This is a genomic window from Cedecea sp. NFIX57 (genome assembly GCF_900177785.1).
GTDB lineage: Bacteria > Pseudomonadota > Gammaproteobacteria > Enterobacterales > Enterobacteriaceae > Cedecea > Cedecea neteri_C.
Genome location: NZ_FXAS01000005.1, coordinates 191,343 through 215,499 on the forward strand (window position 1 = coordinate 191,343; position 24,157 = coordinate 215,499).

Genomic DNA, 24,157 nt, shown 5'->3' on the forward strand with positions numbered 1-24,157 from the left:
ACTAGTAACATTACGCCTAAAATCGTTTCAGGAAGAGAACACGTCATTTATGAAAGGCACGCAGGCTTCTCGCTGGTTGTGGATTACAGCCTTTATTCTGGTGGTGATTGCCGCCGTCTGGTTCTGGCACAACCACAATACATCTTCAGGAACTCAGCCCCAGGCTAAATCTGGCCAGGCTTCCGCCCAGGGCGGTCGACGCGGAATGCGCGGCGGTGCGCTGGCCCCGGTTCAGGCCGCAACGGCAACCACTGAAGCCGTGCCACATTATTTAACCGGCCTTGGCACTATCACTGCGGCCAATACCGTGACGGTGCGCAGCCGCGTTGACGGGCAGTTGCTTGCTATTCATTTCCAGGAAGGCCAGCAGGTAAAAGCCGGTGATTTGCTGGCAGAAATTGACCCCAGCCAGTTCAAAGTCGCTTTGGCTCAGGCCCAGGGGCAATTGGCTAAAGATCAGGCTACCCTGGCAAATGCTCGCCGCGACCTCGCCCGCTACCAACAGCTGGTAAAAACTAACTTAGTTTCCCGCCAGGATCTCGATACTCAGCTGTCGCTCGTAGAATCCACACTCGGCACGGTTAAGGCCGATGAAGCCAGCGTAGCCAGCGCCCAGCTGCAGCTTAACTGGAGCCGCGTTACCGCGCCTATCGACGGTCGAGTTGGCCTGAAACAGGTCGATATTGGCAACCAGATTTCCACCAACGACACCAATGGTATTGTCGTGCTGACGCAAACGCACCCGATTGACCTGGTCTTTACCCTGCCGGAAAACGATATCGCCACGGTGATTAAAGCGCAAAAGGCTGGTGAAACGCTGAGCGTTGAAGCCTGGGACCGCACCAACAGCACAAAACTCAGTAGCGGTAAACTGCTGAGCCTTGATAACCAAATCGATACCACTACCGGCACTATCAAGCTTAAAGCCCGCTTTGATAATCAGGACGACGCTCTTTTCCCGAACCAGTTTGTGAACGCCCGTATGCTGGTGGATACCCAGCAGAATGCCGTGGTGATCCCAGCAGGTGCGTTGCAAATGGGCAACGAAGGCCATTTTGTCTGGGTACTGAACAGCGATAACAAAGTCAGTAAACACCTGGTCACACCGGGAATTCAGGATAGCCAGAAAGTCGTGATCACCGCTGGCGTTTCAGCAGGCGATCGCGTGGTGACCGATGGCATTGACCGCCTGACGGAAGGCGCACAGGTTGAAGTTGTCGAACCGCACAGCGCGGCTGACGATAACGCGAAACCTGCAGCGCAGTCGAAATCCGGCCACAAACACAACGGAGCACGCTCCTGATGCAGGTGTTACCTCCAGGCTCCACGGGCGGTCCTTCCCGCCTGTTTATTCTCCGCCCGGTTGCCACCACGCTATTGATGGTGGCTATCCTGCTGGCGGGGATTATTGGCTATCGCTTTCTGCCTGTTTCGGCGCTGCCGGAAGTAGATTACCCGACTATTCAGGTCGTCACTCTTTACCCTGGCGCCAGCCCTGATGTGATCACGTCTGCAATCACGGCGCCGCTTGAGCGCCAGTTTGGGCAGATGTCTGGCCTGAAACAAATGTCATCGCAAAGCGCCGGAGGGGCGTCGGTTATCACCCTTCAGTTCCAGCTGACGCTGGCGCTCGACGTTGCCGAACAGGAAGTGCAGGCCGCAATTAACGCCGCGACCAACCTCCTGCCTACCGACCTGCCAAACCCACCGGTTTACAGCAAGGTCAACCCGGCGGATCCGCCTATCATGACGCTTGCCGTGACCTCAACTGCCCTGCCGATGACGCAGGTGGAAGACATGGTGGAAACCCGCGTAGCGCAGAAAATATCCCAGGTTTCTGGCGTTGGACTGGTCACGCTGGCGGGCGGCCAGCGCCCCGCTGTGCGCGTGAAGCTGAATGCGCCGGCAATTGCCGCACTTGGCCTGACGAGCGAAACCATTCGCACCGCAATAACCAACGCCAACGTTAACTCGGCAAAGGGCAGCCTTGACGGCCCGGAACGCGCCGTCACGCTATCCGCCAACGATCAAATGAAATCGGCCCAGGAGTACCGAGATTTAATCATTGCTTATCAGAACGGCGCGCCTATTCGCCTGGGGGATATCGCCACCGTTGAGCAAGGGGCTGAGAACAGCTGGCTTGGCGCGTGGGCGAACAAGCAGCAGGCTATTGTCATGAACGTTCAGCGCCAGCCTGGGGCCAACATCATTGAGACGGCAGACAGTATCCGCCAGATGCTGCCGACGCTGACACAAAGCCTGCCGAAGTCGGTCGAAGTGAAGCTGCTCAGCGACCGTACCACCAACATTCGCGCCTCCGTGACCGACACCCAGCACGAGCTGATGCTGGCCATTGCACTGGTGGTGATGATCATTTATCTGTTCCTGCGCAACGTGCCGGCCACTATCATTCCTGCCGTCGCCGTGCCGCTGTCGCTGGTCGGTACTTTTGCTGTGATGGTCTTTCTCGATTTCTCCATCAACAACCTGACGCTGATGGCGCTGACCATCGCCACCGGGTTCGTGGTGGATGACGCCATCGTGGTGATCGAGAACATTTCTCGCTATATCGAAAAAGGTGAGAAGCCGCTGGCCGCCGCGCTAAAAGGTGCCGGGGAAATCGGCTTTACCATTATCTCCCTGACCTTCTCGCTCATCGCCGTACTGATCCCGCTGTTGTTTATGGGCGACATCGTGGGCCGTCTGTTCCGCGAGTTTGCGGTCACGCTGGCAATTTCTATTTTAATCTCCGCCGTGGTTTCGCTAACGCTTACCCCAATGATGTGCGCGAGAATGCTGAGCCACGAATCATTGCGTAAGCAGAACCGTTTCTCCCGCGCCAGCGAGAAGATGTTTGATAACATCATTGCCGCCTATGGCCGCCTGTTAAGCAAAGTGTTGAATCATCCGTGGCTGACGCTTAGCGTGGCTTTTGGCACATTAGCGCTGACTATTGTGCTGTGGATCTTTATCCCCAAAGGTTTCTTCCCGATTCAGGATAACGGCATCATCCAGGGCACGCTGCAGGCCCCGCAGTCGGTCTCTTTCGCCAGCATGGCCCAGCGCCAGCAGCAGGTGGCGGACGTGATACTGAAAGACCCGGCGGTGGAAAGCCTGACCTCGTTTATCGGCGTGGACGGCACCAACCCTTCATTGAACAGCGCCCGCCTGCAAATTAACCTTAAGCCGCTCAGTGACCGCGATGATCGCATCCCGACGGTGATTGACAGATTGCAGCAGAATGTCGCCAGCGTCCCGGGCGTGCAACTTTATCTGCAGCCGATCCAGGATCTGACTATCGACACCACGGTGAGCCGTACGCAGTACCAGTTCACCTTGCAGGCTACCTCACTGGACGAACTGAGCACCTGGGTGCCGCAGCTGGAAGACAAACTTAAAACGCTGCCTCAGCTCGCGGATATCAGCAGCGACTGGCAGGATCAGGGGCTGATGGCCTACGTCAACGTTGACCGCGACAGCGCCAGCCGCCTCGGCATCACCATGTCATCGGTGACCAGCGCCCTGTATAACGCCTTCGGCCAGCGTCTGATTTCAACGATTTACACCCAGGCCAACCAGTATCGCGTGGTACTCGAACATGATACCAGCACCACGCCAGGGCTAAGCGCGCTCGACAACATTCGCCTCACCAGCAGCACCGGCGGCAGCATTCCGTTAAGCGCGATCGCGAAGGTGGAGCAGCGCTTTGCCCCGCTGTCGATTAACCACCTCGACCAGTTCCCGTCCACTACGTTCTCCTTTAACGTACCGGAAGGGCAATCGCTGGGTGACGCGGTGACCGCCATTACCTCGGCGGAAAAAGAGCTGGCGATGCCGTCCGATATCACGACGCAGTTCCAGGGCAGCACCCTCGCCTTCCAGGCCGCGCTGGGCAGCACTATCTGGCTGATTGTTGCCTCAGTCGTGGCGATGTATATCGTGCTGGGCGTGCTGTATGAAAGCTTTATTCACCCGATCACTATCCTGTCGACGCTGCCCACAGCGGGCGTTGGCGCGCTGCTTGCGCTGATGCTGGCGGGCGCCGAACTGGACGTTATCGCTATTATCGGCATCATCCTGCTCATTGGCATCGTGAAGAAAAACGCGATCATGATGATCGACTTTGCGCTGGCCGCCGAGCGTGAACAGGGCATGGCCCCTTACGAAGCCATTTACCAGGCCTGTTTACTGCGTTTCCGTCCGATTCTGATGACCACGCTTGCGGCGCTGTTGGGTGCGCTGCCGCTGATGCTTTCAACCGGCGTTGGCGCGGAGCTTCGTCGCCCGCTGGGTATCGGCATGGTCGGCGGCCTGCTGCTTAGCCAGGTTCTGACGCTGTTTACTACGCCGGTGATTTACCTGCTGTTCGACCGTTTGTCACACTACACGCGCCGCCGCTTTGGCCGCCAGCATGAGGAGGCGTAAGTGAAGTTTTTTGCCCTCTTCATTTACCGCCCGGTAGCGACGATTTTGTTGACCGTCGCCATTACGCTGTGTGGCGTGCTGGGCTTCCGCCTGCTGCCGGTTGCGCCGCTGCCGCAGGTGGATTTTCCGGTGATCATGATAAGCGCCTCGCTGCCGGGCGCGTCACCAGAAACCATGGCATCGTCAGTAGCAACACCGCTGGAGCGTTCCCTGAGCCGCATTGCCGGGGTCAACGAAATGACCTCGTCCAGTTCGCTGGGCAGCACCCGCATCATTCTGGAATTTAATTTCGACCGCGACATCAACGGTGCCGCGCGGGACGTGCAGGCGGCAATCAACGCCGCCCAAAGCCTGCTGCCAAGCGGGATGCCGGGGCGGCCAACTTACCGCAAGGCCAACCCGTCCGATGCGCCAATCATGATCCTGACGCTCACCTCCGACACGCTGTCGCAGGGTGAGCTGTATGATTTTGCCTCCACGCAGCTCGCGCAAACCGTCTCGCAAATCGACGGGGTTGGCGACGTGGATGTCGGCGGAAGCTCTCTGCCCGCGGTGCGCGTGGACCTTAATCCTCAAGCGCTGTTTAACCAGGGCGTATCGCTGGATGCCGTCCGAACCGCAATTAGCAATGCCAACGTTCGTCGCCCTCTTGGCTCGGTAGAAGACAGCACAAGCCGCTGGCAAATTCAGACCAACGACGAGCTAAAAAAAGCGGCGAACTATATGCCGCTTATCGTGCATTACAATAACGGTTCGGCCGTGCAGCTGCAGGATGTCGCCAACGTAACCGACAGCGTGCAGGACGTGCGTAACGCCGGGATGACCAACGCCAAACCAGCCATTTTGCTGATGATCCGCAAATCGCAGGAAGCGAACATCATCGAAACCGTGGATCGCATCCGCGCCAAAATACCCGAATTAAGAGAAACCATTCCGGCTTCCATCGACCTGCAGGTAGCCCAGGATCGGTCACCAACCATTCGCGCCTCGCTGGCCGAGGTAGAACAATCTCTGGTGATCTCCGTGTCGCTGGTCATTCTGGTGGTGTTTCTGTTCCTTCGCTCAGGGCGAGCGACCTTTATTCCAGCTGTAGCAGTCCCGGTGTCACTGATCGGGACCTTTGCCGCCATGTATCTGTGTGGCTTCAGCCTGAATAACCTGTCGCTGATGGCACTGACCATCGCCACCGGCTTTGTGGTCGATGACGCCATCGTGGTACTGGAAAACATTTCCCGCCATCTGGAAGCGGGCGTAAAGCCCATGCAGGCGGCTCTTCAGGGCGTGCGGGAAGTGGGCTTCACCGTGCTGTCCATGAGTCTGTCGCTGGTGGCGGTCTTCCTGCCGCTGCTGTTGATGGGTGGGCTGCCGGGGCGCTTATTCCGCGAGTTTGCGGTCACGCTTTCGGTGGCTATCGGGATTTCGCTAGTGGTGTCGCTCACGCTCACGCCAATGATGTGTGGCTGGCTCCTGAAAAACCGGCCTCCTGAAAAGAGAAACAAAAATCGTGGATTCGGTCGCCTGCTGATTGCCATGCAGGGTGGATACGCGCGGTCGTTGAAATGGGTGCTAAACCATACTCGGCTGGTGGGGATGGTGCTTCTGGGTACGATAGCCCTGAGCGTCTGGCTCTACATTGCGATCCCAAAAACCTTCTTCCCTGAGCAGGACACCGGCAGGCTGATGGGCAATATTCAGGCCGATCAGAGCATCTCTTTCCAGGCCATGCGCGGCAAGCTGCAGGACTTTATGAAGATCATTCGTGAAGATCCGGCGGTGGATAACGTCACCGGCTTTACCGGCGGTTCCCGGGTTAACAGCGGCATGATGTTTATCTCACTTAAGCCATTGAGTGAACGCAGTGAAACCGCCCAGCAGGTCATTGACCGGCTGCGTGGCAAGCTGGCAAAAGAGCCCGGCGCCAACCTCTATTTAATGGCGGTGCAGGATATTCGCGTCGGTGGTCGTCAGGCTAACGCCAGCTATCAGTACACTCTGCTTTCGGATGACTTAAGCGCCCTGCGAGAGTGGGAGCCAAAAATCCGCAAAGCGCTGGCGGCGCTGCCAGAACTGGCGGACGTTAACTCCGACCAGCAGGATAACGGCTCGGAGATGGACCTGATTTACGACCGTGAAACCATGTCGCGATTGGGGATCAGCGTCTCGGATGCCAACAATCTGCTCAACAACGCCTTTGGTCAGCGCCAGATTTCCACCATCTACCAGCCGTTAAACCAGTACAAAGTGGTGATGGAAGTTGATCCGCGTTACACCCAGGACATCAGCTCGCTCAACCAGATGTTCGTCATAAACAGCGAAGGGAAGTCGATTCCCCTCTCCTACTTTGCCAAATGGCAGCCAGCGAACGCCCCACTGTCGGTGAACCATCAGGGGCTGTCTGCCGCATCCACCATCTCGTTCAACCTGCCTGACGGGGTGTCGCTTTCTGAAGCCAGCGATGCCATCGACAGGACGATGACTTCGCTGGGTGTACCGTCGACCGTGCGCGGCAGCTACGCCGGGACGGCACAGGTGTTCCAGCAGACGATGAACTCGCAGGTGATCCTGATCCTGGCGGCGATTGCCACGGTGTATATCGTTCTCGGCATGCTGTATGAAAGCTACGTGCATCCGCTGACCATCCTCTCGACGCTGCCTTCCGCGGGCGTCGGGGCGCTGCTGGCGCTGGAACTTTTCGGCGCCCCCTTCAGCCTGATTGCGCTAATCGGTATCATGCTGCTGATAGGTATCGTGAAGAAGAACGCCATTATGATGGTGGACTTCGCGATAGAGGCGCAGCGTAAGGGCGATTTAACGCCGGAAGAAGCCATTTTCCAGGCCTGCCTGCTGCGCTTCCGCCCGATTATGATGACCACGCTGGCCGCGCTGTTTGGCGCATTACCGCTGGTGCTGACCAGCGGTGACGGCGCAGAACTGCGTCAGCCGCTGGGGATCACCATCGTCGGCGGGCTGGTGATGAGCCAGCTACTGACGCTATACACCACGCCGGTGGTTTACCTGTTCTTTGACCGACTGAGATTGCGCTTTAGCCGCAAACCCCGTGAAAGTAAGGCTCTGTCCGTATGACTGATTTGCCCACCGCCGTTCGCTGGCAGTTATGGATTGTCGCTTTTGGCTTCTTTATGCAGGCGCTGGACACCACGATTGTTAACACCGCTCTCCCCTCGATGGCGCATAGTCTGGGCGTAAGCCCTCTGCACATGCACTCGGTAGTGGTGGCCTACGTGTTAACGGTTGCGGTTATGCTCCCGGCAAGCGGCTGGCTGGCGGACAGAGTGGGCGTACGCAATATCTTCTTCACGGCGATCATTCTTTTTACCCTTGGGTCGCTGTTTTGCTCCAACGCTTCAACGCTCAACGAACTTGTTCTGGCCCGCGTTGTGCAGGGCATTGGCGGCGCGATGATGGTACCAGTGGGGCGCCTTACGGTGATGAAAATCGTGCCGCGTGCGCAGTATATGGCGGCAATGACCTTCGTGACGATTCCAGGCCAGGTTGGCCCCCTGCTCGGCCCTGCGCTCGGCGGTGTGCTTGTGGAGTACGCCTCCTGGCACTGGATTTTCCTGATAAACATTCCTGTCGGCATTGTCGGGGCTATCGCGACCCTGTGGCTGATGCCCAACTACACCATGCAAACTCGTCGCTTTGATATTTCCGGCTTCCTGCTGCTGGCGTTTGGCATGGCGGCGCTGACGATTGCGCTGGACGGCCAAAAGGGCCTGGGCATTTCCAGTGAAACGCTCGGGCTGTTAATCCTCGGCGGGGTTATCGCCATTCTGCTTTACCTGTGGCATGCGCGCGACAACGAAAACGCGCTGTTCAATCTCAATCTGTTCAACACGAAAACCTTTTCTCTTGGCCTGCTGGGCAGCCTGTGCGGGCGCATCGGCAGCGGCATGTTGCCGTTTATGACCCCGGTATTTCTGCAGATTGGGATGGGTTTCTCGCCGTTCCATGCCGGGCTGATGATGGTCCCGATGGTGCTTGGCAGCATGGGCATGAAGCGTATCGTTGTGCAGGTCGTCAACCGCTTCGGCTACCGCAATGTGCTGGTCGTCGCCACGCTCGGCCTGGCGCTGATCACGCTGATGTTTATGGGTACGGCCCTGATGGGCTGGTTCTGGCTGCTGCCGGTAGTGCTGTTTGTACAGGGCATGGTCAACTCCATGCGCTTCTCTTCCATGAATACGCTGACGCTAAAAGATCTGCCGGATGACCTCGCCAGCGGCGGCAACAGCATGCTCTCAATGGTCATGCAGCTTTCCATGAGTATCGGCGTGACCGTCGCAGGCCTGCTGCTGGGCATGTTTGGCCATCAGCAGCTTCCGGCCGGTGGTGAGCAGGTTCACAGCATCTTTATGTACACCTACTTCTGCATGGCGCTGGTCATTGCCCTTCCGGCATTGCTGTTTGCCCGCGTCCCCAATGACCGTTCAGAAAACACGGTCATCAGCCGCCGTAAAAGGAGCGAAACATGAAACTCTGCCGCTCCGGGATCACCGGGAAATTATTCCTCGCTATTTTCTCCACCTGCCTGCTGGTGCTGGCCATCATGCACTGGGGCGTCAGGTTAAGTTTTGAGCGCGGCTTTATTGACTACATCAAGCGCGGCAATACCCAGCGCATTGAGCTGCTGAGTGATGCGCTGGGTGAACAGTATGCGCTTCATGGCAACTGGCGCTTCCTGCGGCACAACGACAGGTTTGTGTTTCAGATTTTACGTTCATTTGAGCGCGACGGGGATGAAGCACACGGCATGCCTCCACAAGGCTGGCGCACCAAGTTTTGGGTGGTCGATCAAAACTATCAGGTTCTGGTTGGCCCGCGAGAGAAGCTCCCTCCCGATGGAATGCGCAAAGCGATTAACGTCAATGGCCAGGACGTGGGCTGGGTGATTGCCTCCCCGATTGAACGCCTGACCCGCAACACCGACATTAACTTTGACCGCCAGCAGCGGCGCACAAGTTGGATCATCGTCGCCCTGTCTAGCCTGCTGGCGGCGGCGGCCACCTTCCTGCTCGCCCGTGGCCTTTTGGCTCCGGTGAAACGCCTGGTTGATGGTACCCACAAACTGGCCGCCGGCGATTTTTCCACCCGGGTCGCGGTCGGTAGCCAGGATGAGCTGGGGCGACTGGCACAGGACTTTAACCAGCTCGCCAGTACGCTGGAAAAAAACCATAAAATGCGCCGGGCTTACATGGCGGATATTTCTCACGAGCTTCGCACCCCACTTGCCGTCTTACGCGGTGAGCTGGAGGCCATTCAGGACGGCGTGCGCCAGTTTACACCGGAATCCGTCACGTCACTGCAGATGGAAGTCGCCACCCTGACCAAACTCGTTGACGACCTGCACCAGCTTTCCATGTCCGATGAAGGCGCGCTGGCGTACCAGAAAAAATCGCTGGATATCATTGCGCTGCTGGAAGTGGTTGCCGGGGCATTTCGATCCCGTTTTGAGTCACGCGGGCTGATAATACGTCTTGCGCTACCGGAATCCGCGACTATTTTCGGTGACGGAGACCGTCTGATGCAGCTGTTCAACAATCTTCTGGAAAACAGCCTCCGCTACACCGACAGCGGTGGGCAACTGGTGATTAGCGGTAAAATTGTGAATCAGCAGTTTGTGATGAGCTTTGACGACAGTGAGCCCGGTGTATCGGACGAGCAGTTAGGTCAGCTTTTTGACCGTTTCTACCGCGCGGAAGGTTCCCGCAACCGCGCCAGCGGCGGTTCAGGGCTGGGCCTGTCTATCTGCCAGAATATTGTGACCGCCCATGGCGGCACGCTAACCGCCTCCCATTCACGCTTTGGCGGCGTTAGTATTACCGTTGAACTTCCTCTGGAAACAGAAACGTCGAGGACATTATGACCGAGCTACCGATTGACGACAGTACGCCCCGTATTTTGATCGTAGAAGATGAACCTAAGCTTGGGCAGTTGCTCATCGACTACCTCCGTGCGGCAAGCTATGCCCCTACTCTGCTGAACCACGGCGACCAGGTACTGCCGTATGTTCGCCACACGCCGCCGGATCTCATTTTGCTGGATCTGATGCTCCCCGGCACAGATGGCCTGACATTATGCAAAGAGATTCGACGTTTCTCCGAAGTCCCTATCGTCATGGTGACGGCCAAAATAGAAGAGATTGACCGCCTGCTGGGGCTGGAAATTGGCGCTGACGACTATATTTGCAAACCTTACAGCCCGCGCGAAGTTGTCGCCCGCGTGAAAACAATCCTCCGCCGCTGCAAGCGTCAGCTTGCCATTTCCGCTGGGTCGGAAGAAAGCCCGCTGGTGATTGATGAAGGCCGCTTCCAGGCTATTTGGCGCGGTAAACTGCTGGATCTTACTCCCGCCGAGTTCCGCCTGCTAAAAACCCTGTCCCACGAGCCGGGGAAAGTGTTCTCCCGCGAAATGCTGCTGAACCATTTGTATGACGACTACCGCGTGGTCACCGACCGTACCATCGACAGTCACATTAAAAACTTGCGCCGCAAGCTTGAAGCACTGGATACCGATCAGTCGTTTATTCGCGCCGTTTACGGCGTGGGTTACCGCTGGGAGGCGGACGCCGGGCGGGTGATATAAAATAGCGGCCTCGACATATAGTCAAATTGCCTTTAACCGACTATCTTTCAGACTGTTACCCACAATGGGTGTCTTCGGTTTAAGGAAAAGCTGTGTCAACAATACTTATTATATTGGCTGTAGGAGTGGTGCTTGGCGTGCTGTATGTCTGCTTTGTTCCGACGGGGAAATCCCCGATTACGGGATTATGGTCAACACTGCCAACAAAGCAGGAATATCTCCAGGCCCACCCGGCTGAAGTTTCCCCCACCGGTAGCCCGCAGTGTTTTCACTGTCATTCGTCAGAAACACTCGACGTTGGGCTGGCAAGATTTACTGATTTTCGTCGCACCATTATTTGCAGCAAATGCAAAAACCAACTCTGGCGTGAGCAAGATTAGGTCTCGCCCGAAGAGGAAATAAAAATATATTAGCGGCAGTTGGGAGGTGTTCATCGTGGAAAAATATGTTTTTTACAGCAAAGAAATTTCCGTCAACATCTATCCGAAAGCGTCGGTTACCGCTGCAGAAAAAAAGCGCCTGAGCGAAGAAGGGTTTCAAAAAATAGGCTTTGAAACGCACGCTAAGGATGAAGCAGAGGCAATGGAACAATACCTGACGCATTTCAAAGAAAACACCGAAGCGCTGGAGGATTACGCGAAAGATATCGCATTCTCATCACTGATCTTCAACGGAGGGCGATTTCTTTTCTGACTCCGCAAGACGGTTTACTCCCCAGCCTCACGGCGCTACAATTCCCGCCCTTAAATTGTGGTAATCCACTCGACTTTAGCCGCTTCACCAGGTGGAGCGGTTCTGACCTGATATCAGAACGAGAACTTCATGTTTAAACCGGAACTCCTCTCCCCGGCGGGAACGCTGAAAAACATGCGTTACGCTTTCGCCTACGGCGCAGACGCCGTCTACGCTGGCCAGCCGCGCTATTCGCTGCGCGTACGCAATAACGAATTCAACCACGAAAACCTCCAGCTCGGGATCAACGAAGCCCATGCGCTGGGTAAAAAATTCTACGTGGTGGTGAACATTGCCCCGCATAACGCCAAGCTGAAAACCTTCATTCGCGACCTCAAGCCGGTTATCGATATGGGCCCGGATGCCCTGATCATGTCCGATCCTGGGCTTATCATGATGGTGCGCGAGGCTTTCCCGGAGATGGATATTCACCTCTCCGTGCAGGCTAACGCCGTTAACTGGGCGACAGTGAAGTTCTGGAAGCAAATGGGGCTGACGCGCGTGATTCTTTCCCGTGAGCTGTCGCTGGAAGAAATCGCCGAAATTCGTGAACAGGTTCCAGAAATGGAGCTGGAGATCTTCGTCCACGGCGCGCTGTGCATGGCGTATTCAGGCCGCTGCCTGCTCTCCGGCTATATCAACAAGCGTGACCCTAACCAGGGAACCTGCACCAATGCCTGCCGCTGGGAATATAAGGTTCAGGAAGGCAAAGAAGACGACATCGGTAACATCGTCCACGTGCATGAGCCGATTCCGGTGCAAAACGTTGAGCCTACGCTTGGCATCGGCGCGCCAACGGACAAAGTATTTATGGTGGAAGAAGCCAAACGTCCGGGTGAGTACATGACTGCTTTCGAAGACGAGCACGGCACCTACATCATGAACTCGAAAGATCTTCGCGCCATTGAGCACGTAGAGCGCCTGACCAAAATGGGCGTGCACTCGCTGAAAATCGAAGGCCGCACTAAGTCCTACTACTACTGCGCACGTACCGCGCAGGTGTATCGTCGCGCCATTGATGATGCCGCAGCGGGCAAACCGTTTGATCCTACGCTGCTGCAAACGCTGGAAGGCCTGGCCCATCGCGGTTATACCGAAGGTTTCCTGCGTCGTCATACCCACGACAGCCATCAGAATTACGAGTACGGCCACTCTATTTCCGAAAGCCAGCAGTTTGTGGGCGAGTTTACCGGCGAACGCCGCGGTGACCTGGCAGCAGTGGCAGTGAAAAACAAATTCCTGCTGGGCGACAGTCTGGAAATGATGACTCCACAGGGCAATATCACCTTTACGCTGGAAACGCTGGAAAACGGCAAATCCCAGCCGATAGACGTGGCCCCAGGCGACGGTCATACCGTATGGATGCCTGTACCTCAGGAGATAGCGCTGGATTATGCTCTGCTGATGCGCAATCTCTCTGGTCAGACAACCCGTAAACCGCACGCAAACTAGTGAATCCGGGTTATTTTTCGCGCTAAGACCATTCTTAGAAACCGATCACATACGGTTACACAAGATAACGTTATTATCCGCAAGCTGAAAAACATAACCCATAAATGCTAGCTGTACCAGGAACCACCTCCTTGGCCTGCGCAATCTCCCTTGCGCAGGCTTTCTTTTTTCCGCTGATTCAGTCAGTTCTTACTCCCCCGCTCCCGCTTTGCTCTACACTTTGATAATGCTCACTTTTCTGAGGTAAGTCATGGAGAGATCTCTGAATTCATTTTTGATTCTGAACGGCAAAGGTGCCGGAAACCCACAGCTGCGCGAGGCTGTACATACGCTGCGTGAGGAAGGTTATACCTTACACATCAGGGTGACCTGGGAAAAAGGAGATGCAGAACGCTACATTGCGGAAGCCCTGAGCCTCGGCGTAGACACCGTGGTTGCCGGCGGCGGTGACGGCACAATCAATGAGATTGCCACCTGTCTCGCAAAACTTTCACCGGGCAGTCGCCCGGCATTGGGCATTCTCCCACTGGGTACGGCCAACGACTTTGCCACCAGCGCCGGTATTCCTGAGGACTTTGAAAAAGCGCTGCGCCTCGCGCTGTTCGGCAAAGCCGCCAACATCGACCTGGTACAGGTCAACGAAGAAGCCTTCTTCATCAACATGGCGACCGGCGGATTTGGTACACGCATCACCACCGAAACGCCGGAAAAACTCAAAGCAGCACTCGGCGGCGTCTCTTACTTTATTCACGGTTTGATGCGCATGGATATGCTGAAACCTGATCGCTGCGATATTCGCGGGGAAGGTTTTAGCTGGCAGGGCGACGCGCTGGTGATCGGCATCGGTAATGGCCGCCAGGCCGGTGGCGGGCAACAGCTTTGCCCGGAGGCGTTGATCAACGACGGGCTGCTTGAGCTGCGAATTTTTACCGGTGAAGACTTGCTTCCTGCGCTGTTGACTACGCTGACGCGCCCGGATGAAAACCCGAACGTTATTGAAGGGAAATCAGCCTGGTTTGAGATTTCCGCCCCGCACGAGATAACTTTCAACCTTGACGGAGAACCGCTGAGCGGACGGCATTTCCGCATTGAAGTGCATCCGAATGCGCTGGCCTGCCGTTTACCGCCTAATTGCCCGCTGCTGGGGTAAGCCAGCACGGTGCAGTTTGTTTCCCCTCACCCTAACCCTCTCCCCAACAGGGAGAGGGAATAAAAAGCGATCTCTGTTGCTTGCTTTCCTCCCCCGCCCCTTTGGGGAGATGGAATAAAAAGCGCTCTCTGTTGCTTTCCCCCCTCTCCCCTTTGGGGAGAGGGCCGGGGTGAGGGGTAATAACGCAACCAGCAAAAACTCCGCATAAAAAAGCCCTCAAAAAGAGGGCCTTATAACCTTACTCAACAGAGCTTAAGCGATAGTCACTTTCTCATTCAGATAAACATCCTGCACGGCATTAATCAGCTTCACGCCGTCGGTCATCGATTTCTTGAACGCTTTGCGCCCCAGAATCAGCCCCATGCCGCCCGCACGTTTGTTGATTACCGCCGTACGCACCGCATCCGCCAGGTCAGTTTCACCGCCTGCGGCACCGCCGGAGTTGATCAGGCCTGCACGCCCCATGTAGCAGTTAGCCAGCTGATAGCGTACCAGGTCGATAGGGTTGTCGGTGGTCAGCTTGCTGTAAACTTTTTCGTCGGTGTAGCCAAAGTTTACCGCTTTATAGCCGCCGTTATTCTCCGCCATTTTTTGCTTCACAATATCGGCCCCGATGGTCGCCGCCAGGTGGTTAGCCTGCCCGGTTAAGTCGGCGCTGACGTGGTAATCCACCCCGTCCTTTTTAAACGCGGAGTTACGCAGATAGGCCCACAGCACGGTAACCAGGCCGAGTTCGTGCGCGCGTTCAAAGGCGGCGGAGATCTCTTCAATCTGGCGGCGGGATTCCGGCGAACCAAAGTAAATCGTGGCCCCGACAGCAACGGCCCCCATATTGAAAGCCTGCTCAACGCTGGCGTACAGCGTCTGGTCGTAGGTGGTCGGGTAGCTCAGCGTCTCATTGTGGTTAAGCTTCACAAGGAACGGAATGCGGTGGGCATAGCGGCGTGAAACCGAGGCCAGCACGCCATAGGTGGAGGCCACGCAGTTACAGCCTGCCTCGATGGCCAGCTCAACGATGTTTTTCGGATCGAAATAGAGCGGGTTCGCGGCGAAAGATGCCCCCGCCGAGTGTTCAACACCCTGATCGACGGGAAGAATAGAGAGGTAGCCGGTCCCGGCCAGACGCCCGGTGTTGTATAGCGTCTGCATGTTTCGCAGCACCGCAGGCGGGCGATTATTATCCACCATCACTCTGTCAACATAGTCCGAGCCGGGCAGATAAAGCTGGTCTGCCGGAATAGTCATACAACGATGCTGTAACAAGCCGTCGGCATCTTTGCCAAGCAACTGCGCAATATCAGTCATAATACGCTCCCGTAAAGGCAGCGAGCCCCCTGCCCGCTGCGCATGAAAAATCCTGTTCTGCCGGGTCGAAAAAACCGGCCGCACTAAGCTTGGTACCGACGGCGGGGATTTGCCAGTTCGAGCGCACTTTTGCCTCCTTTCCAGGAGTAAAGCCAGGTGGCCACCCGGTTATTTTTGCAAGGGCGATCATAGAATCGACGCAAAGGTATTTAAAAGGTATTATTCATTGGTATGGTTAAGGCACACCCTACACCTGTCATGAAGGTCCTGAGCATGAAACGTACAACGATTAGCCTTTCGTTCATGATGTTTATGGAATGGTTTATCTGGGGCGCCTGGTTTGTGCCCCTGTGGCTGTTCCTCAACAAAAGTGGTTTTACCGCCGGCGAAATTGGCTGGTCCTACGCCTGCACCGCCATCGCTGCTATTTTGTCACCTATCCTGGTCGGCTCGCTGACCGACCGCTTCTTTGCCGCGCAAAAAGTGCTGGCGCTGCTGATGTTCGTCGGCGCCGGGCTGATGTATCTGGCCGCTCAGCAAACGGAGTTTGTCTATTTCTTCCCGCTCCTGCTGGCTTACTCGCTCACCTATATGCCGACCATCGCGCTGACCAACAGCATCGCGTTTTCCAACGTCGACGACGTGGAGCGTGATTTCCCGCGTATTCGCGTGATGGGGACCATCGGCTGGATTGCCTCCGGGATCGTGTGCGGCTTCCTGCCGCAGATGCTGGGCTTCAGCGATATCTCGCCCACCAACGTGCCGCTGCTGATCACCGCCATCAGCTCGGTCGCTTTAGGCGTATTCGCGTTCTTCCTTCCGAACACTCCGCCGAAAAGCACCGGCAAGCTGAGCCTGAAGGTGATGCTGGGCCTGGACGCGCTGGTGCTGCTGAAAGACAAAAACTTCCTGGTCTTCTTCTTCTGTTCCTTCCTGTTTGCGATGCCGCTAGCGTTCTACTACATCTTCGCCAACGGCTACCTGACCGAAGTCGGGATGCATAACGCCACGGGCTGGATGACGCTCGGCCAGTTCTCGGAAATCTTCTTTATGCTGGCGCTGCCGTTCTTCACTAAGCGCTTTGGTATTAAAAAGGTTCTGCTGCTGGGCCTGATTACCGCCGCCATTCGCTACGGCTTCTTTGTCTACGGCGATGCGTCGCACCTGTTCACCTACGGCCTGCTGTTCCTCGGCATTCTGCTGCACGGCGTGAGCTATGACTTCTACTACGTCACCGCCTACATTTACGTGGACAAGAAATCCCCGGTGTATATGCGCACCGCGGCGCAGGGGTTGATCACACTTTGCTGCCAGGGCTTCGGCAGCCTGCTGGGCTACAGCCTCGGCGGCAAAATGATGGAAAAAATGTTTGCTTACTCCTCGCCGGTGAACGGCCAGACCTTTAACTGGACGGGGATGTGGGGCTTTGGCGCGATAATGATTGCCGCCATCGCCGTGCTGTTCATGGTCTTCTTCCGCGAGTCGGACAAAGAGATTGCTGCCATCGCCGTTGCCGGTGATGAATCTGAAAAAGTATTAAAGGAAGCGTAATAATGGAAAATCGTATTCTGGGAGCCTTTTACGGCCAGATGTTAGGTGATGCGATGGGCATGCCGTCCGAACTGTGGCCGCGCTCGCGGGTAAAGGCCCACTTCGGCTGGATAGACAAGTTCCTGCCGGGCCCGGCGGAAAACAATGCCGCCTGTTATTTTGCCCGCGCTAAGTTTACTGATGACACGTCGATGGCGCTGGCGCTGGCAGATGCCATCATCGAACACCACGGGGCTATCAACCCGGACGCCATTGGCCGCCATATCCTGGCGTGGGCAGAAGGGTTCGATGCGTTTAATAAAAACGTGCTCGGACCAACATCGAAAATAGCCCTGAATGCGATTAAACAAGGGACGCCGGTGAGCGAGCTGGAAAACAACGGCGTAACCAACGGGGCGGCGATGCGTGCCTCCCCGCTTGGCTGCCTGCTGCCGACGGCCAATCTCGATGAGTTTGTGGACGAGGTCGCGTTAGCGTCAAGCCCGACGCACAAATCAGATTTAGCGATTGCCGGAGCGGTTGTTATTGCCTGGGCCATCTCCCGCGCCATCGACGGTGCAAGCTGGGCAACGATTTGCGATGAGCTGCCGTCCATCGCCCGCCACGCGCAGGAAAAACGCATCACGACATTTAGCGCTTCCCTCGCGGCACGCCTGGAATTAGCGCTGAGCGTGGCAAGAAAAGCGCGTGGCACCGAATCCGCCATGGAAGAGATTTACCAGTTGGTCGGCACAGGCACCAGCACCGTGGAGTCCGTACCGGCGGCGATTGCAATGGTCGAACTGGCGAAAACCGACCCTAACCGCTGCGCAGTACTGTGTGCCAACCTCGGGGGAGATACCGACACCATCGGTGCGATGGCCACGGCTATCTGCGGCGCACTGAACGGCGTGGAAAGCATCGACCCGGCGTTAAAACAGGAGCTGGATGAAGAGAACCAGCTCGACTTCACGCGCTACAGCCGCATCTTTATGGCTTACCGCCAGCAAAGAGAGGCCAGCCATGAAGCCAAATGAACTGCTGAGCAAACTGCCCCAGCTCCAGGCTCAGCGCCCGGTTTGCGTGCTCGGTTCGGCGGTGATTGACGTCATCGCCGACGCCTATGCCCTGCCGTGGCGCGGCTGCGATATCGAACTGCATCAGCAAGGCGTGAACATCGGTGGCTGCGCGCTGAACATCGCCATCACGCTTTCACGCCTCGGCATCGCCTCGCAGAACGCGCTGCCGATTGGCCAGGGAACCTGGGCCGATATTATTCGCAACAGCCTCGAAAAACAGCACATCCGCAGCGAGATCCACACCGATGCGGGAGACAACGGCTGGTGCCTGGCGCTGGTCGAACCCGACGGTGAGCGCACCTTTATGTCGTTTCGCGGCGTCGAGCACCAGTGGAGTCAGGCCTGGCTTGACGGCCTGAGCATCCCGCCAGGCAGCCTGCTGTCGCTCTCTGGCTACCAGCTTGCCGGGCCGTGCGCGGAACTGCTCGTTGGCTGGCTGGAGTCGCTGGAGGCAATTACGCCGTTTATCGACTTTGGCCCGCGTATCGCGGATATTCCGCAGCCGCTGCTGGCGCGGATTATGGCCTGCAAACCGATTGTTTCGCTCAACCGTCAGGAAGCGGCGATTGTTGCCGAATGGCTTGAAGTCGATCCTGAAAACATCGAAGCGATCTGCCGCGCATGGCAGACCCGCTACGCCAGCCCGCTGATCGTTCGTTTAGATAAGGACGGCGCGTGGTTTGCGGACGGCGATAATATGGGGATCGCTGCGCCCTTCCCGACCACCGTCGTGGATACCATCGGCGCGGGTGACAGCCACGCGGGTGGCACAATTGCGGGCCTGGCAGCAGGCTGGAGCCTGGAAGAAGCTGTCAGTCTCGGTAATGCGGTAGCCAGCTACGTGGTTGGCCACCGGGGCGGGGACTGCGCGCCAAAACTCGCACAGCTCGAGCAGGCCTTACTCCTCGCAGACGAAAACGTATAAGTCGCTGCGGCAGTGGCTGATGCTGTACTCAATGGGCCGGTTATGCGGGTCGAACGCCACCTGTTTGATGACCAAAACCGGCACCGGCGTTTCCAGTTTGATGTGTGACTGGAATTCGCTGTCCGGCATTCTGGCGCTCACCCGGCTGCGGGTGCGCTGCGGAATAATGTTCTGGCTGCGGAAATAGTCGTACAGCGAAACGCCAATCTCATCCGGGTCGGCAATCAGCCCGGTCGGCACGTAAGACTCTTCGATAGACACCGCATCTTCATCCACATAGCGAATACGCTTTAGCAAAAAGACCTCGCTTTCCGCCGGGATCGCGAGCTGTTCCGCCACGTCTGCCGGGCATTTCACCACGCGTTTGTTCACCCACAACGTGTTTGGCTTTTTACCCCGGAGCACAACCTGCTGCGAAAACCCTCTGGCCTCTTTCAGTGAATACTCAAACGTGGCGTTAATTTGCGTCCCGTAGCCGCGCGAACGTGTTACCACACCTTCATCTTCCAGCGCCTGCATCGCCTTGCGCACGGTAATGCGTGACACGCCCGTAAGCTGGCTGAGATCCCGCTCCCCCGGCAGGATATTACCCTGCGGCAACAGGCCCGCGCGCACGGCATTTTTTACCGTTTCAACAAACTTGAGGTACAGAGGAGCGTTATCCGGGGCGGCAAAGCGCTGTTTGAGCTGTTCAACTAACTGGTGATGAGCCTGTTCCATGGTACGCAATTGTCCGGCAAGGAAGATGAAGCCAGTATAGTACCACTGGTATTATGCTGGCTAAAAACTTCTCTCTTAACCGACAGTTACCACCACTCGTGAAAATGATGCACCGGGCCGATACCGTGCCCGACTTCCAGCGAATCCGCCTGCGCCAGCGCTTTAGACAACCAGATTTTTGCGGCAGCCACGGTTTGCGCCCAGTCATCATGACGGGGGCGCAGCGCCGCCAGCGCGGCGGATAAAGTACAGCCTGTGCCGTGGGTATTTTTCGTCTGCACACGCGGCGCGGTAAAACGCTGGACATCGTGGCGGGTAAACAGCCAGTCCGGGCTTTCTGCATCGTCGAGGTGCCCGCCTTTAATCAGTACAGCCTCACAGCCCATTGCCAGCAGCGCTTCTCCTTGTTCACGCATCTCTTTTTCACTGCGTGCATGGGGCGCATCCAGCAGCGCTGCCGCTTCAGGGAGATTGGGCGTGATCAGCGCGACATGCGGCAATAGCTTCCGACGTAAGCTTTCCACCGCCGACGGGGCCAGCAACGGATCGCCGCTCTTCGCCAGCATCACCGTGTCCAGCACCACGTTTTTCGCCTTATAGAAGGCCAGCCGCTCTGCTACAGCTTCAACGATATCGGTTTCTGCCAGCATGCCGATTTTTGTGGTGTCGATGCGCACGTCGCTCAGGACAGAATCTAACTGCGCCGCCACAAACTCAGGCTCAATACGGTAAACGGACTGCACGCCACGGGTATTCTGCGCCACCAGCGCGGTGATGACGCTAGTGCCATAAGCGCCGAGCGCCGAGAAAGTTTTCAGATCGGCCTGGATACCCGCCCCGCCGCTTGGATCGGTTCCGGCGATGGTTAATACGTTGATGCGTTTCATACCAGCACCTCCGCGTTCAGCAGATAAAGGGCGTCGAGGAAGGCTGGGGTAAAACTGCCCGGCCCACGGCTGGCGGCGATGGCCTGCTCGCCAGCAAGCGACATAAAGCGGCAGGCGCTGGCGACGTTGTCCAGCCTGTCCCCCGGCAATGCAGAGCACGCAGCCACCACGGCGGAAAGCGCACATCCGGTGCCGACCACACGCGTCATTAGTTCTCCCCCGCCGGTCACGGCAAGCGTTCGCTCGCCGTCGGTGACGTAATCAGTTTCTCCGGTTACGGCAACCACCGCGCCGGTTTCACGCGCCAGCTTTTGCGCAGCCGGAATAGCCGAAAGCGCATCATCGGTGCTGTCTACGCCACGGCCTCCGGCCTGCTCGCCCGCTAACGCCATGATTTCAGACGCATTACCGCGAATGGCGGCGGGTTTCAGTTGAATAATTTCGCGGGCAAAACGCGTGCGGAAAGCCAGACCGCCCACGGCGACCGGGTCGAGCGCCCACGGCGTTCCGGCGCTATTGGCGGCGTGAATCGCGGCCAACATCGCAGCCGAACGTTCTGATGTCAGCGTGCCAATGTTGATCAGCAGCGCGCTGGCAAGCCCGCTAAACTGCGCCGCTTCTTCGGCTTCAATCACCATCGCCGGGGCAGCCCCAAGCGCCAGCAGCACGTTAGCGGTAAAGGTTTGCACTACGTCATTGGTCATGCAGTGAACCAGCGGCGAATGCTGGCGGAGATGGTGTAAAACAGAGACGGCGGTCGCGCCGGGCAGCAGGTCAGGTTGCATAACGGTAAGGCTCCTGTCCGGCGTGAAAGAAGGGACGCCGGACAGGCATCTGACTTCCCTACGCTGGCATTATCCAGATCAGGTGGTACGGGTATTTCTCAGCCTTCACAAAGAAGGGCACCCCGAGTCATTTACAGCAATATGTTGTGATTAATGCAGGTCATTAATCCGTGAGGAGGATGGTAATGCCAGCAGGAAGTCTTGTAAACGGCAAAAGCGGCGCTTTGCGGGTTTTACGTAGCGGGCCTGGCTGGACGGAGGGCGATTTGGAGAAGAGATCATTCCGGCGAATTTGGCCGCACTAAACGGTCCTGTCATCGCATACCCTATGCGTCACTGGACTTTCAAACGTAAGCTCACCTGCCCCGGTTGTAACAGCCATGTAAGCGTTCGGACACCAGCACAAGTGATGAATGTGAACGGCCTGTTTTAGCCATTTTAAACACTTTCAACTAAGAATTTTCTTATGATTTAGATCAAGGATCGCATTGTCACATTCCGGGATAGTTCATCGCCGTTATCAATGCATCAAATAATGCATTGGCACTTTTAAAATTATTTATGGCGAGAGAAAAATGAAATCCATTAACGTTGGTCAATCACTGGCCGTGGTATTGAGTATTTTCGTGCTTTCGGCTGCTGCCCGGGCCGATATGGTGAGTGATTTCTATAACAGCATGGTGAATAAAACGATTACCTGGCAGGACGCTAATGCCCGTTTTGAAAGTATGGATGCAACGCAACAGCAGGCTGTGCGAGATTATGACCACGCCCATAATACAAACTTTACGAGTGATTTTGTGAGTGGGATTACCACCACACCGCATCTGGATGGCGACCATTCAGAACCTGTAACTCCCCATCTCGATGCCCCCCATTCTATCGTCGCCAGCACGCTTACGCCTTCAAAGACGACGGTTGTGGACCCGGTAGTGCCGCCCATAGTGGACAAGAGTAGACACCTGGACAGCACGGCAACAGATGCCGACCGCCAGGCAGCCAAAGATAAGGCGATGATCGAATATGTCCAGTCTCAGGTAAAAAATGGCGTTGATGGTAAAAACGGGACCAATGGTATTAAAGGCACAAATGGCCTGACGACCACCGAAACGAAACTTGATACGGCAACGCAGGCACGCGTATCCACTAACGCTAACAATATTTCTTTAAATACTGAACGCGCAGAAAACAATACCCGCCTGATTCAGGATAATAGTCAATCGATAGACAAATTAAATAATGGATTTTCTGCATTAAAAGATGAGGTTAACAATAATCAAAAAGAGGCCAACGCGGGTATCTCTGGCGCGATGGCAATGAGCAATATACCGCAGGTGATGAATAATCAAACCGTGGCTATAGGGGCAGGTATTGGCGGCTATGAAGGCGAAAATGCTTTAGCCGTGGGCGCCTCTACACGTATCGGAAATACTGTTGTTGTGAAAGCCACCGTCAGTGACGATACAGAAAACAATGTGGGTTACGGTGCGGGGTTATCTGTAGGCTGGTAAGTTGTTCCTGGCAACATTTACTTCGCTAAAACCACTGCTAAGCTCTATTTCAGCGCCTTTACAAAGGCGCATTTTTGGCAGTCGGGGCTTTGGCCCGGCAGGGATCGTTCCAAAAAACACAGTGGTCAGATAACAATATGAAATATATTATTTTAATCGTCATTATTATTTCAGTGGTCTATGTGCATTACCGCGGCAAGATTCGTTTTCGTTTCTGGCGACAGCTGTCGGACCATTCAACGTTTACCGCCCCACTTAACGGTTTTATGTATCTTTTCTCCAGGGTGCCGAATACGCCCTATTTAACGCCAGAAACCTTTCCCGAGCTAACAACGCTGCGGGAAAACTGGGAAGTGATTCGCGACGAAGGTATGCATCTGCAACAAATGGAGCAGATAAAAGCCGCAGAAAAATTTAACGACGCCGGTTTCAACTCCTTCTTTAAAACAGGCTGGAAGCGCTTTTACCTGAAATGGTATGAAAATGCCCACCCGTCAGCCAGCTTACTGTGCCCGAAAACCACCGAACTGCTGCGCACCATTCCGTCCATCAAAGCTGCGATGTTCGCTACCCTGCCCGACGGCAGCCGCCTGCCAAGACACCGGGACCCGTATGCCGGCTCGCTGCGTTTTCATCTTGGACTTGCGACCCCGAATGACGATCGCTGCTTTATTGAAGTGGACGGACAGCGCTATAGCTGGCGGGACGGCGAAGGCGTCCTGTTCGATGAAACCTATATTCACTATGCGGAAAACACCAGCGGCGAAAATCGCCTGATTCTGTTCTGTGACGTGGAAAGACCGATGCGTTATCGCTGGGCTCAGGCGGTTAACCACTGGCTCGGGCGCAACCTGATGAGCGCCGCCTCGGCACCCAACGATGAAAATGACCGCATCGGCGGGATCAACCGCGCTTTCCGCTACATCTATCAGATTCGTATCGTCGGCAAGAAGTTAAAAAGCTGGAATAAAACGGTGTATTACATCGTGAAATGGATCCTGTTTGGCGGGATTGCCGTGCTTATCTGGCGGGCGTTTTAGTTTCAGCCTT

Annotated in this window: 18 protein-coding genes and 1 riboswitch; of the genes, 14 read left to right on the plus strand and 4 right to left on the minus strand. The window is 56.1% G+C overall.

Features of this window, described 5'->3' with window-relative positions; genetic code table 11:
• Window positions 1-49 precede the first annotated feature (49 nt).
• From B9Y90_RS05985 to yegS, 9 genes are all read left to right on the plus strand, one after another.
• Window positions 50-1,303: an MdtA/MuxA family multidrug efflux RND transporter periplasmic adaptor subunit gene (locus tag B9Y90_RS05985; protein WP_085540559.1), complete on the plus strand. Its 1,254-nt coding sequence runs from the start codon at window positions 50-52 to the stop codon at window positions 1,301-1,303.
• Complete coding sequence (locus B9Y90_RS05990) at window positions 1,303-4,425, plus strand: MdtB/MuxB family multidrug efflux RND transporter permease subunit (RefSeq protein ID WP_039295232.1); 3,123 nt, start codon at window positions 1,303-1,305, stop codon at window positions 4,423-4,425. Before B9Y90_RS05985 ends, B9Y90_RS05990 begins: the two co-directional genes overlap by 1 nt.
• Window positions 4,426-7,509 (plus strand): multidrug efflux RND transporter permease subunit MdtC, encoded by a 3,084-nt coding sequence (gene mdtC, locus B9Y90_RS05995; RefSeq protein ID WP_085540560.1) that lies wholly within the window; start codon window positions 4,426-4,428, stop codon window positions 7,507-7,509.
• Window positions 7,506-8,921: an MFS transporter gene (locus B9Y90_RS06000; RefSeq protein ID WP_039295239.1), complete on the plus strand. Its 1,416-nt coding sequence runs from the start codon at window positions 7,506-7,508 to the stop codon at window positions 8,919-8,921. Before mdtC ends, B9Y90_RS06000 begins: the two co-directional genes overlap by 4 nt.
• On the plus strand, window positions 8,918-10,312 hold the full coding sequence (gene baeS / locus B9Y90_RS06005; protein WP_039295242.1) for an envelope stress sensor histidine kinase BaeS: 1,395 nt from the start codon (window positions 8,918-8,920) through the stop codon (window positions 10,310-10,312). The genes B9Y90_RS06000 and baeS overlap by 4 nt, the downstream gene beginning before the upstream one ends.
• Complete coding sequence (baeR, locus tag B9Y90_RS06010; RefSeq protein ID WP_008455132.1) at window positions 10,309-11,031, plus strand: envelope stress response regulator BaeR; 723 nt, start codon at window positions 10,309-10,311, stop codon at window positions 11,029-11,031. The genes baeS and baeR overlap by 4 nt, the downstream gene beginning before the upstream one ends.
• Window positions 11,032-11,466: 435 nt before the next feature.
• Window positions 11,467-11,724, plus strand: a complete 258-nt coding sequence (locus B9Y90_RS06015) for a hypothetical protein (protein ID WP_085540588.1) — start codon at window positions 11,467-11,469, stop codon at window positions 11,722-11,724.
• 129 nt (window positions 11,725-11,853) lie between these two features.
• Complete coding sequence (gene trhP, locus B9Y90_RS06020; protein WP_085540561.1) at window positions 11,854-13,215, plus strand: prephenate-dependent tRNA uridine(34) hydroxylase TrhP; 1,362 nt, start codon at window positions 11,854-11,856, stop codon at window positions 13,213-13,215.
• A gap of 250 nt (window positions 13,216-13,465) precedes the next feature.
• Complete coding sequence (yegS, locus tag B9Y90_RS06025; protein WP_085540562.1) at window positions 13,466-14,365, plus strand: lipid kinase YegS; 900 nt, start codon at window positions 13,466-13,468, stop codon at window positions 14,363-14,365.
• A 252-nt stretch (window positions 14,366-14,617) separates the two neighbouring features.
• Here yegS and fbaB read toward each other — a convergent pair whose 3' ends face one another.
• Window positions 14,618-15,670, minus strand: coding sequence for a class I fructose-bisphosphate aldolase (gene fbaB / locus B9Y90_RS06030; RefSeq protein WP_085540563.1), 1,053 nt, complete (start codon window positions 15,668-15,670; stop codon window positions 14,618-14,620).
• A gap of 273 nt (window positions 15,671-15,943) precedes the next feature.
• Here fbaB and B9Y90_RS06040 point away from each other — a divergent pair, with 273 nt between their 5' ends.
• The 3 genes from B9Y90_RS06040 to B9Y90_RS06050 are packed head-to-tail and all read left to right on the plus strand — an operon-like array spanning window position 15,944 to window position 19,204.
• Window positions 15,944-17,221: a nucleoside permease gene (locus B9Y90_RS06040; protein WP_176227844.1), complete on the plus strand. Its 1,278-nt coding sequence runs from the start codon at window positions 15,944-15,946 to the stop codon at window positions 17,219-17,221.
• Window positions 17,221-18,237, plus strand: coding sequence for an ADP-ribosylglycohydrolase family protein (locus tag B9Y90_RS06045; RefSeq protein WP_139827352.1), 1,017 nt, complete (start codon window positions 17,221-17,223; stop codon window positions 18,235-18,237). The genes B9Y90_RS06040 and B9Y90_RS06045 overlap by 1 nt, the downstream gene beginning before the upstream one ends.
• Window positions 18,224-19,204: a PfkB family carbohydrate kinase gene (locus B9Y90_RS06050; protein WP_085540567.1), complete on the plus strand. Its 981-nt coding sequence runs from the start codon at window positions 18,224-18,226 to the stop codon at window positions 19,202-19,204. Before B9Y90_RS06045 ends, B9Y90_RS06050 begins: the two co-directional genes overlap by 14 nt.
• Here the strand turns inward: B9Y90_RS06050 and B9Y90_RS06055 are convergent.
• The 3 genes from B9Y90_RS06055 to thiM all read right to left on the minus strand — a co-directional run bounded on the left by B9Y90_RS06055 (window position 19,178) and on the right by thiM (window position 21,596).
• Window positions 19,178-19,924, minus strand: coding sequence for a GntR family transcriptional regulator (locus tag B9Y90_RS06055; protein ID WP_039295267.1), 747 nt, complete (start codon window positions 19,922-19,924; stop codon window positions 19,178-19,180). The genes B9Y90_RS06050 and B9Y90_RS06055 overlap by 27 nt on opposite strands.
• A gap of 86 nt (window positions 19,925-20,010) precedes the next feature.
• Window positions 20,011-20,811 carry a bifunctional hydroxymethylpyrimidine kinase/phosphomethylpyrimidine kinase gene (thiD, locus tag B9Y90_RS06060; protein WP_085540568.1) on the minus strand — a complete coding sequence of 267 codons (801 nt, stop codon included), beginning with the start codon at window positions 20,809-20,811 and terminating at the stop codon, window positions 20,011-20,013.
• Window positions 20,808-21,596 (minus strand): hydroxyethylthiazole kinase, encoded by a 789-nt coding sequence (gene thiM / locus B9Y90_RS06065; RefSeq protein WP_085540569.1) that lies wholly within the window; start codon window positions 21,594-21,596, stop codon window positions 20,808-20,810. The genes thiD and thiM overlap by 4 nt, the downstream gene beginning before the upstream one ends.
• 38 nt (window positions 21,597-21,634) lie before the next feature.
• Window positions 21,635-21,731, minus strand: a riboswitch (TPP riboswitch).
• A 440-nt stretch (window positions 21,732-22,171) separates the two neighbouring features.
• Here thiM and B9Y90_RS06070 point away from each other — a divergent pair.
• Entirely contained in the window at window positions 22,172-23,107 is a 936-nt protein-coding gene (locus tag B9Y90_RS06070; protein WP_085540570.1) for a YadA C-terminal domain-containing protein, read from the plus strand.
• Between the two features lie 137 nt (window positions 23,108-23,244).
• Window positions 23,245-24,147 carry a lipid A hydroxylase LpxO gene (gene lpxO, locus B9Y90_RS06075; protein ID WP_085540571.1) on the plus strand — a complete coding sequence of 301 codons (903 nt, stop codon included), beginning with the start codon at window positions 23,245-23,247 and terminating at the stop codon, window positions 24,145-24,147.
• Window positions 24,148-24,157 lie beyond the last annotated feature (10 nt).

Excerpts from the sequence above, each read along its gene's own strand:
- lpxO (WP_085540571.1), top strand. The coding sequence starts at position 23,245 with ATGAAATATATTATTTTAATCGTCATTATTATTTCAGTGGTCTATGTG.
- trhP (WP_085540561.1), top strand. The coding sequence starts at position 11,854 with ATGTTTAAACCGGAACTCCTCTCCCCGGCGGGAACGCTGAAAAACATG.
- B9Y90_RS06000 (WP_039295239.1), top strand. The coding sequence starts at position 7,506 with ATGACTGATTTGCCCACCGCCGTTCGCTGGCAGTTATGGATTGTCGCT.
- B9Y90_RS06040 (WP_176227844.1), top strand. The coding sequence starts at position 15,944 with ATGAAACGTACAACGATTAGCCTTTCGTTCATGATGTTTATGGAATGG.
- B9Y90_RS05985 (WP_085540559.1), top strand. The coding sequence starts at position 50 with ATGAAAGGCACGCAGGCTTCTCGCTGGTTGTGGATTACAGCCTTTATT.
- B9Y90_RS06050 (WP_085540567.1), top strand. The coding sequence starts at position 18,224 with ATGAAGCCAAATGAACTGCTGAGCAAACTGCCCCAGCTCCAGGCTCAG.
- B9Y90_RS05990 (WP_039295232.1), top strand. The coding sequence starts at position 1,303 with ATGCAGGTGTTACCTCCAGGCTCCACGGGCGGTCCTTCCCGCCTGTTT.
- yegS (WP_085540562.1), top strand. The coding sequence starts at position 13,466 with ATGGAGAGATCTCTGAATTCATTTTTGATTCTGAACGGCAAAGGTGCC.
- B9Y90_RS06055 (WP_039295267.1), bottom strand. The coding sequence starts at position 19,924 with ATGGAACAGGCTCATCACCAGTTAGTTGAACAGCTCAAACAGCGCTTT.
- fbaB (WP_085540563.1), bottom strand. The coding sequence starts at position 15,670 with ATGACTGATATTGCGCAGTTGCTTGGCAAAGATGCCGACGGCTTGTTA.
- baeS (WP_039295242.1), top strand. The coding sequence starts at position 8,918 with ATGAAACTCTGCCGCTCCGGGATCACCGGGAAATTATTCCTCGCTATT.
- thiM (WP_085540569.1), bottom strand. The coding sequence starts at position 21,596 with ATGCAACCTGACCTGCTGCCCGGCGCGACCGCCGTCTCTGTTTTACAC.
- thiD (WP_085540568.1), bottom strand. The coding sequence starts at position 20,811 with ATGAAACGCATCAACGTATTAACCATCGCCGGAACCGATCCAAGCGGC.
- baeR (WP_008455132.1), top strand. The coding sequence starts at position 10,309 with ATGACCGAGCTACCGATTGACGACAGTACGCCCCGTATTTTGATCGTA.
- B9Y90_RS06070 (WP_085540570.1), top strand. The coding sequence starts at position 22,172 with ATGAAATCCATTAACGTTGGTCAATCACTGGCCGTGGTATTGAGTATT.